The organism is Cnuella takakiae, assembly GCF_001953305.1.
GTDB classification, from domain to species: domain Bacteria; phylum Bacteroidota; class Bacteroidia; order Chitinophagales; family Chitinophagaceae; genus Flavisolibacter; species Flavisolibacter takakiae.
The window spans coordinates 5,203,457-5,212,858 of the sequence record NZ_MTFE01000010.1; the positions used below are offsets into that span (position 1 = coordinate 5,203,457).

The window sequence follows — 9,402 nt, forward strand, 5'->3', positions numbered from 1 at the left end:
TATGTGTGCGCAAATACACGATGAAAAACCAAACCTTATTTTAAGTCTTCTAAAGTCAAAATGCACCCGCTGCCGACGTGGTGACATGTTTCAGTTCAAAAATCCCTACAACTTGAAGCTCACCATGAAGATGCACGACAAATGTCCTGTATGTGGCCAGCCGCTGGACATGGAGCCAGGGTTTTACTATGGTACCAACATGATCAGCTATGTACTGGCTGTGCTTGTCTGCGTGGCCACGCTGGTGCTTTGGTGGACCACCATCGGCTTCTCCCTGAAGGACAGCCGCTTTTTCTGGTGGATGGGCATCAATGCTTTCCTGTTGGTTGCACTCCAACCGCCGCTAATGCGCATCTCCCGAACGGTATGGCTGGCCTTCTTTGTAATGTACAGTCCCAAGTGGAGAGAGGGCGACATCGTTGAACAGTACAGCGTCAACAAAGAACAAGCTGCCAATTGGTAGTAAGCCAAATCCCCCACATAGGAAGAGCCATGTCAATCATTGTGGTATGTGGTGGCTTGAATTAAAGATTGTCTGCTGAGCTTACGTTACATGAAAGCCTTATATTTATTCCCTTGTTTACTTTGGAATCGCTTCCTGATGATGGAACTATCCCCTTTCACCCTTCAATTATTTGAAGCCACACCTGGCAATCGTGTCCTGATACAAGCCAACCCACCCCATTATACAATTGTGGCAGTAACGGACGGTATATTACGCTCTGCACAACTTCTAAAAGAAAAGATGGTAGGAAAGGGTGTATTTGAGGTCTTTCCTCCAAGCCCCAACCCTGGTGATGGGGGAGCTAATCTACTTCGGACTTCTTTTGATATAGTGGTAAGCGAAAAGATAACGCATGGTTTTTCCCCACAGCGCTATGATGTGGTAAATGCAGAAGGAGTATTTGAGGAACGGTACTGGGAGGCGATTAATATACCCATATTGGATGAAAATGGAAAAGTGAACTATATCGTCCATTCCAATGAGGAAGTAACCGACCGCATGGTAGCCGAGCGGCTGGAAAAGGAACGATCCCGCTTATCAGGAGAAAATACTTACCTACAAGAGATTATCAACGTCGTCAATTCGCCCTTGCAGGTACTTGAACCCGTCTTTGATAAGGAAAAAATCATTGACTTCCGTTTTAAAATAACCAATGCGGCGTACGCTGCTTATGCCAATACTACTCCAGAGGCATTGCTCAATAAAAGAGTGGGTGAGGTGTTTCCAGGATATTTTCAAACCACCAGCTTTTCCAATATTGTAAAAACTTACGTGACGGGTATAGCTGATACTTGGGACATTCATTATAATATGGATGGGCTAGATATTTACAACACCATGACTGCTACCCGAATGGATGGTCAAGTGGTGGTACACTTTACGGAATACACCAAGATGAAAAACCTGCAAGAGCAGTTGGAAAGGAAGGTGATCGAATTGGAATGCTCCAACCAGAACCTGCAAGAATTTGCCTACGCCGCTTCTCATGATATGAAGGAACCCATTCGCAAGATCCACTTCTTTGCGGATCGGTTGAAAGAGCGGCTGGAGCATAAATTAGAGGAAGAAGACCTGCGTTATTTTGTACGGCTGGAAGCAGGAACAAAACGAATGAGCACCTTGATTGATGATTTATTGGTGTATTCCCATGTTACCAGAGGCGTGAGCACAGTGGAAACGGTAGACTTAAACCAGATGTTTTCTTTTGTATTGGATGATTTGGAACTGCACATTGAGCAAATGGGCGCTACAGTAGAAGTAGAGCTAATGCCAACCATCAAAGGTCGTCCCCGTCAGTTGCAGCAGCTCTTCGAAAACCTAATCGGCAATGCTCTTAAATACAGTAAAGAGGGTATTGCTCCTATCATTCGAATTACAACCCGGCTGGTGAAAGGAAGAAATACAGGAGCACCTGCCGCAACAATTGACACCAATAAGATGTATCACATGATAGAAGTAAAGGACAATGGAATCGGATTTGAACAAAAGGATGCAGAGCGCATTTTCAATGTTTTTACCCGCCTTCATGGAAACACAGAATACCGTGGTACAGGAGTTGGGCTTTCAATCGCACAGAAAGTGGTGCAAAACCACGGTGGCTATATCTGGGCTGAAAGCTCTCCAGGTGAAGGTGCTACATTCAAGATTTTATTGGCAGTGGAGTTATCCTAAATCACAGCCCTTTGATAAAAAAAGAAAAATAAAAGATTTATTATGTGCAATGTGTCTGAGGTAATGTATATAAATATGGTGTAATAGCAATTAAAATATATTAGGATTTTACTTGATATATAAACTTTTACTGTTTCACTTATAGCCACTTTTATCAGGAGCATATGAACGCCTCAATCCCAAATTGTAATACATACCATTTCAGCGAGTTTAGATTCCTTGCAGCACGACCAGGCATCACCATGATTTTACTTCCTGATAAACCTATTTATACTATTGTCGCTGTCAGCAACGACTTTGAAACAACATCTGGAAGGAAAAGGGAAGAAGTAGTTGGAAGGAGTCATTTTGAGGTATTTCCTGAAAATCAAGCAGGTTCTTCATTATCGGGGGTGCATAGCCTTCAGAACTCTTTTGAGTACATACTACAGCATAAGGTCTCGCATAGCCTGCCGCTGGTGCGTTATGACATCCCAGATGGCGAAGGAGGTTTCCTGGAAATGTATTGGAAGAGCACCAATGCTCCTGTTTTAGATGAGAAAGGTCAGGTCGAGTATATTATTCATACATCGGAAGATGTCACTGCCCAAGTCAAAGCTGCGCAGCGGGAAAACGCACTCAAAGGGATAGAAAAAATTTTTTACCTTTTCATGCATGCCCCATTTGTCGTAGGGCTGGTCACAGGTGAGCATCATGTCCTGGAACTGGCCAATGAAGCTGCTTATAAGCTCTGGGGAAAAGGTCCAGAGATGATCGGGAGACCACTGCTGGAATCCCTTCCAGAACTTAGTGGGCAAGGTATCACTGAACTGTTTGAACAGGTGAAAAGTACGGGTGAAACATTTCGGAGTTTAGCAACCCCCATTGTGTTCCTTGCAAATGGAAAGGAACAAACCAATTACTTTAACCTGATTTATCAGCCCTATTATAGTGATGGCAGTGACATACCCACAGGTGTATTTACCATCTCTCACGATGTAACAGAACAGGTCATTGCGCAAAAAAAAACTTTAGATAGTGAAGCGGCGCTTCATGCTTCCAAAGAAGAAACAGAGCGGCAAAAGCGGATTTATGAGACCATCACCTCCAACACACCAGACCTGATCTATGTATTTGACCTGAACTACCGCTTTACTTATGTAAACGAAGCGCTGTTGACCATGTGGGGCAAAACATGGAATGAAGCCATTGGTAAAGGATTACCTGAAAACGGATATGAACCCTGGCACACAGAGATGCACCACCGAGAGATAGACCAAGTAGTGGCAACCAAAAAACCTGTCCGCGGTGAAGTTCACTTTCCACATGCAACACTTGGTAAACGCCTCTATGATTACATCTTTGTTCCTGTTCTTGATCAGAATGGGGAGGTGGAGGCCGTCGCAGGTACCACCCGTGACATCACCGAAATCAAACAGGCGGAAGAGGTAATTCGCAAAAGCGAAATCCAGCTACGCACCATGATCTTGCAAGCACCCGTTGCCATGTGTATTCTACGGGGGCCAACACATGTAATCGATATTGCAAACGAAGCTATGATCAATCTTTGGGGCAAGCCATGGGAACAAGTAATGAATAAACCCGTTTTTGAGGCGCTTCCCGATGCTGCTGGTCAAGGCTTGGAGGGGGTGATGCAGAAGGTATATCAAACGGGCGATCCTTTCTATGCAAATGAGCGTCCCGTGGAACTGCTTCGCAATGGTAGGTGGGAAACTGTTTACCAGAACTTTGTGTACCAGTCTTATCGTGACGGTGGTGGTGAAATATTAGGAGTCATTGCAATTTCGGTAGATGTGACGGAACAAGTGCTTGCCAAAAAGAAAATTGAAGAAAACGAGGTAAATCTTCAAGTGCGGGTACAAGAGAGAACGGCGGAATTAGAAACAGCAAATCAAGAACTGGAACGTTCAAACAGGAACCTGGAGGAGTTTGCCCATGCAGCCAGTCACGATATGAAAGAGCCGATCCGAAAGGTGTTAACATTTACAGATCAGTTAAAATCGAGTCTTGGGCCTCGGTTAACAGAAAAAGAAAAAATCATTTTCGGACGTATTGAAAATGCAACCCAACGTATGGGGCTTTTGGTAGATGATCTCTTGGAGTTCTCTCATGTAAATGAAAGGCCGCTCGAGAAAGAAGAGGTAGACCTGAATGTTAAGGTACAGCAGGTACTAACGGACTTGGAGCTACTTATTGAAGAAAAGAAGGCGCAGGTCAGAGTAGGACAACTTCCAACAATAAAGGGCCACAAACGCCAATTACAACAGCTTCTGCAAAACCTGATAAGCAATGCCTTAAAATACAGCGACCCTGATCAGGAGCCTGTAATTGTGGTTACTGCACAAAAGGTCCAGGGCTATGCGTTTGCCCACAGGGTGTTGCCTGAACAACTGGGATGCCATTTTTACTTAATAGAGGTAAAGGATAACGGGATAGGCTTTGAACCAAAATATGCAGAGAAAATTTTCCAGATGTTTCAGCGGCTGCATGGCAAATCAGAATATCCAGGAACAGGTGTAGGATTGTCCATCGCCCGCAAAGTGGTGGACAACCATGGTGGATACATATGGGCAATATCGCAACTAAGTGAAGGAGCTACATTCAAGATTTTACTGCCAGCTTGATTTGAGTCCCCCTCATAGGCAGAGCCACATCTGTTAAGTAAGTTGGGAGGAGTTGTATCAGAATTTGATTTCCATTTGGATATTGCAGCGCTCGTAGGGTGAGGGGTGGCCTGTGATCTTCTCAAAACCTAACTTGTAGTACAAATTTATAGCAGGTTTGAGCACTGTGTTGCTTTCCAGGTACACGCGTTTGGCCCCCAACAATTTGGCCTTTTCAATAACGGCTCGCCCCAACAGGTGGCCGATGCTTTTGCCCTGAGCTTTGGGTGATACAGCCATCTTGGCCAGCTCATAGCTTTGGCCGTCCTCCATTTTGATTAGCGCACAAACACCCAGCGGCTCACCTTCATACAGGGCAACGAAGATGGCCCCACCTTTATCCAGGATGTATGCTCTGGGGTGATCAAGAGCCTTGTAATCGGCTTCTTCCATTTCAAAGTAGGTAGTGATCCACTCCTGGTTCAGTGTACGGAAAGCGGCCAGGTACTCGTCTGTATAATCAACGATCTGCACTTTGCTGCGTTCCCGTTCCTTGCGCTGCTCCTGTACCCGCTGCAGCAGGGGCTTGCGTTCCAGCAAATGCTCCCATTCCTCCAAGGCTTTCCACAGGTTGTGATCGGTTTCACTCAGGGCCTTTTCAATGGCTGCGTTTACGTCCAGGAGCTGGTCACTGAGTTTTGAGGTGACGGTTTTACCCATTTTAGATAGTTCCACAACGGTTTTACGCCCATCTTTAGGATCGCTTTTTTCCACCACATAACCTTGCTTTACCATATCCTTTACGATCTGGCTTACCGATACATGGGAATGGCCAATTTCTTTGGCGATCTGGGTAATGGGTTTTCTTGTGCCATCTGAGAGGACGTAAAACACAGGGAACCAGCGGGGTTGGAAATTAATATCGTAGAGCTGGTAGATCTGTGTGGCTTCCTCCGTAATTCGTTCACTTAATTGGCGCAAGCGGCTGCCAATAGCCATCTTTCCTGTTTTCTGATAAAAGTTCATATTAACTTACGTAAGGGCTTACAAAAGTACTTACATAAAATCATGCAAAAAAAATTTCCCTAAGTATATCACCCTGGCATAGGCAGAGCCACATCTGCAAAAGTATGTGGCACAACTTGGCAAACAAGCTAACAACGTTTACTTAACACCATTCTTGAAGATATCTGAAATGGGCTTTAATGGTTACATGTGCGTTTCAACCATCGCCCGGCCAAATACCCGCATTTGGATACATGGTGGGCTGTTTGGTGAAATACAGATTACCAAAATTTTATTGACACCCCCACGGAGGCTTAGGAAATTATTTGTTTTCACGGAGGCATGAACATCCCATACTCAATATAGTGGGTTAAAACTTTTGGCTCCGCTTGTTGGTGGTGTTATGGTGTTCAGCGCATCGGAAAAGGATAAGGAAGTGTGGCTATACAAAACAGTGCAACTAAGGCCCTTGTATTATAAGTCCAACCCGTTGCGGCTGATCCATTCAGAAACGGCTTCTACTTTCTTGTCCACTGTGGACTTGTTAGCCGTAATTGTAGAGATCTCGCCTTTTATGTATCGAGCATGCATGTACGAGGTGGAAGTAAACAACCCTGCATACAACTACACTTGCTGAAGATCGACCGGATTTCGGCGGTCCTGCAGATTTATCCCGGCCTTCCTATTTACAATGTATAAGGCTTATGGTTGTATAACAAAATTCGTAAGCCAAAGGATAATTGAACATGTAGTGACCAGGTGTCTGAAAGACAGGGCCATCAAACATGAAATCAACCTTTTGGATGCAAGGGTTGGCTTAAAAGGATGCAAGTTGAAATCCAAGGTTGCGGATTTAGTATTCCAAACCGGTCATGTTGCGCAATTTTCATCCCGGCGAAACGGGTTTCCAAGCCGGGCAGTATGGCCACAAACTAGTATCAGCATTTTATTAAGATACCTGCTGGTTATTGCATGACTCCAGGTTAATGCCTTGTGACCCTGTTTCTTAATCCACAAGCCACATGACGGAAAAGAGTTTTCTTAAGTACATCCGCATCTTCCAGGATTACAACGCCAACAAACTCATCAATTATTCATTCTTTGCATAAAACAATAAGTTCATTCTAGTTGGCAGGTCTTATGTTTGCAGTCCTACCATTTAGTCATAACATAGAATAAGCGTACCGGAACATCATATTTGCCTGATGAAAAGCCATAACCCTTAACCCTCTTTAGAAAACACATATACTACCATTCCAAAGGAAACCTACTCTAACTACCCCCTTTCCACTTGGAAAGGGGTTTCTTTTAGGTTAGTTTTTTATTAACACAATTAGAATAATAATCAATAACAATTACATGTTAGTAAAACATATGTAAACCAACCAAATCTCCTTAGCCTAGTGAAAAACCCAAGTAATTCTTACTCTTTGAAAACACCTCTTTAAGTATGCATGCCACCTGGTGACTGACCTCTTCTTTTCAGAAGAGGTTTTTGATGGTGCCGCATTGTAACATTAAAAGGAATAAACGCATTTGAATAAGTGTATTTACTTAATACCTATATTTGCACTGGTTTTTCATAGGATATTGGATTTTAAGCGAGGCTGCATTTCCATGCGGCCTTTTTTATGTACAATGGACACATGGTTGTTTAAATAAATATGACCTTTGTAGGTAATGTTGTTAAACAGATGAGTTTACTTTCATTATGGTTTTTCATAGGCTATTAAATTTTACACAGGGCGGCATGTCTAGTAGGCATTTTAAAAACTAACAACAAGCTATACATCCTCACCATGCCCAGCAAAGCCCAGCATTTTTTCCGACTTGCTTGTTGACAGCTATCCAAGGTGATTACAAAAGCATAAAACACCAATCTGAATGCAAGCAAAAACAGCATGCAAAAAGGTCATCTACTGGGCAGATGACGATATTGATGATTTAGAACTATTTAGGGAAGTGCTTAATGAGGTAGCCCCTGAATATGAGCTACACCAGTTTTTCCATGGCAAATTATTGCTGGAGCACTTGGAAAAGCTAAATGGAGCAGGCTTTCCCAGTTTGATCATCCTGGACATGAATATGCCTGTAATGGATGGTAGGGAGACGCTTACCCAACTACAAAAAGAGGAACGTTATAAAACTATACCTAAAGTTGTTTTTACAACTTCAGATAGTGAGATGGATAAAATGTTTTGTGATTGGATGCACACAGAAATGCTTACAAAGCCTTACACTTATGAATCACTTGAACAGGTATTATTGAAGATGCTTTCCTATTGTAAGGAATAAAGATGTTTGGCAAATAGCAGCACTTTTTAAAAGTTATCTTTCTTAAACTCCCTTTAGAAAGCTTAGCATTTTCCTATATGGACTTAATGATATTATATAAAGTCATGTTCTAAACTGTTTTACAACAGTATGTTTCTGGTAGTCAATGATTAAATAAGGAGTTATTGTTCAGTTTGCAACCATTGCTTAGCTTCTTCTAAACTGTAGAAGGTTTTGATAATTTGAGGTATAGGGGTTGCTAGAATAGCTACATCAGTCGAGGTTTGACTCATTCTACTTGGGGAGTATACCCATGCAAATTGCCTAAGCCCTGCTCCTTCCATTCTGGGCATCCAGTTTTCTCCTACCCATTTTGCAGCAGGTGTCCAAATGCCCAAAACATTTGTATTATCGTTTAAGACTTTAGTTAGGTTATAGAATTGAAGGGCCTTTAACATCTGCTCACATCCGGTCATTACAGAGCTTTCTGTTTGATAGCCAATCCAGTTTACATAAAGGCAATTACGAAACTCAGAATTTTCAATCGTTACAAACGATTCAGAAAAGAAAAAATGGTTTGTTTTACGTTTTCTCTCTTCCAATTGCATTTGTAATTCTTTTAGAATATCAATTTTACTAAAACTGCTCATGTATGATAATTGGGTGCCACTTTCGTTGCGAAACTACAAAATGCATACATGCAATTTTTTTGCCTTAAGTTGAATACGTTGATATTGTATATACTGTTGGGCTTAAAAAGCTAGCTGACTTCTTAAATGTGCTGATGTATGGAGCCCTAATATTAGACACCCTGAAATTTCAAAAAGCTGGAATAGGAAAAGAAATTTACGCTCCCCTTGAGATCCCCATTTAAAAACGACAAAGGCCGCTCCTTGAACGTAGCAATGCCTGCATTGCTGCTTTGTAACGCCCATCCAAAGTTGTGCGTCTAAAGCACAAACCATTACAATGAAAAAGTTGGTCATTATTTGCTTCTTATGCATGGCTGCTGGCTTATTTACGCCCCTAAATGCCCAAACCAAAAACGGTTCTATAAATGAAAAGACCATTGAGGGGCTTATGCAGCGTTACAACATACCTGTACTCGGGATAGGTATTATCAAGGAAGGAAGGCTTTCCCATAAAGAAGTATATGGCGCACTCACACCTGATGAAGCAGCTCCGCTAAATACAATATTTAATGTCGCTTCTTTAACCAAGCCCCTTGTCACCATGCTGACCCTGAGACTGGTAAGCATGGGTAAATGGAACCTGGACGAACCATTAGCAAACTATTGGATTGACCCTGATGTCAAAAATGACTCCAATGCATATAAAATCACC

General features: G+C 42.6%; 7 protein-coding genes. 5 read left to right on the forward strand and 2 right to left on the reverse strand.

The genetic code is table 11. The annotated features are described in order from the left end of the window. Window positions 1–112: 112 nt before the first annotated feature. The 3 genes from BUE76_RS22225 to BUE76_RS22235 all read left to right on the forward strand — a co-directional run bounded on the left by BUE76_RS22225 (window position 113) and on the right by BUE76_RS22235 (window position 4,800). Entirely contained in the window at window positions 113–463 is a 351-nt protein-coding gene (locus BUE76_RS22225; RefSeq protein WP_245798328.1) for a DUF983 domain-containing protein, read from the forward strand. Window positions 464–553: 90 nt separating this feature from the next. After that, complete coding sequence (locus BUE76_RS22230; RefSeq protein ID WP_083596439.1) at window positions 554–2,176, forward strand: sensor histidine kinase; 1,623 nt, start codon at window positions 554–556, stop codon at window positions 2,174–2,176. A gap of 164 nt (window positions 2,177–2,340) precedes the next feature. After that, window positions 2,341–4,800 (forward strand): PAS domain-containing protein, encoded by a 2,460-nt coding sequence (locus BUE76_RS22235; protein ID WP_083596438.1) that lies wholly within the window; start codon window positions 2,341–2,343, stop codon window positions 4,798–4,800. A 57-nt stretch (window positions 4,801–4,857) separates the two neighbouring features. Here the strand turns inward: BUE76_RS22235 and BUE76_RS22240 are convergent, their stop codons facing one another. After that, entirely contained in the window at window positions 4,858–5,805 is a 948-nt protein-coding gene (locus BUE76_RS22240) for a bifunctional helix-turn-helix transcriptional regulator/GNAT family N-acetyltransferase (RefSeq protein ID WP_073041824.1), read from the reverse strand. Between the two features lie 1,863 nt (window positions 5,806–7,668). On the opposite strand from BUE76_RS22240, the gene BUE76_RS22245 reads away from it, so the two are divergent. After that, window positions 7,669–8,079 (forward strand): response regulator, encoded by a 411-nt coding sequence (locus BUE76_RS22245; protein ID WP_073041822.1) that lies wholly within the window; start codon window positions 7,669–7,671, stop codon window positions 8,077–8,079. A gap of 161 nt (window positions 8,080–8,240) precedes the next feature. On the opposite strand, the gene BUE76_RS22250 is transcribed toward BUE76_RS22245, so the two are convergent. Then, a complete protein-coding gene (locus tag BUE76_RS22250) occupies window positions 8,241–8,708 on the reverse strand; it encodes a hypothetical protein (RefSeq protein ID WP_216820707.1) in 468 nt (155 codons plus the stop codon). 319 nt (window positions 8,709–9,027) lie between these two features. On the opposite strand from BUE76_RS22250, the gene BUE76_RS22260 reads away from it, so the two are divergent. After that, window positions 9,028–9,402: serine hydrolase (locus tag BUE76_RS22260; RefSeq protein WP_143313446.1), on the forward strand; the 375-nt coding region annotated here is incomplete at its 3' end.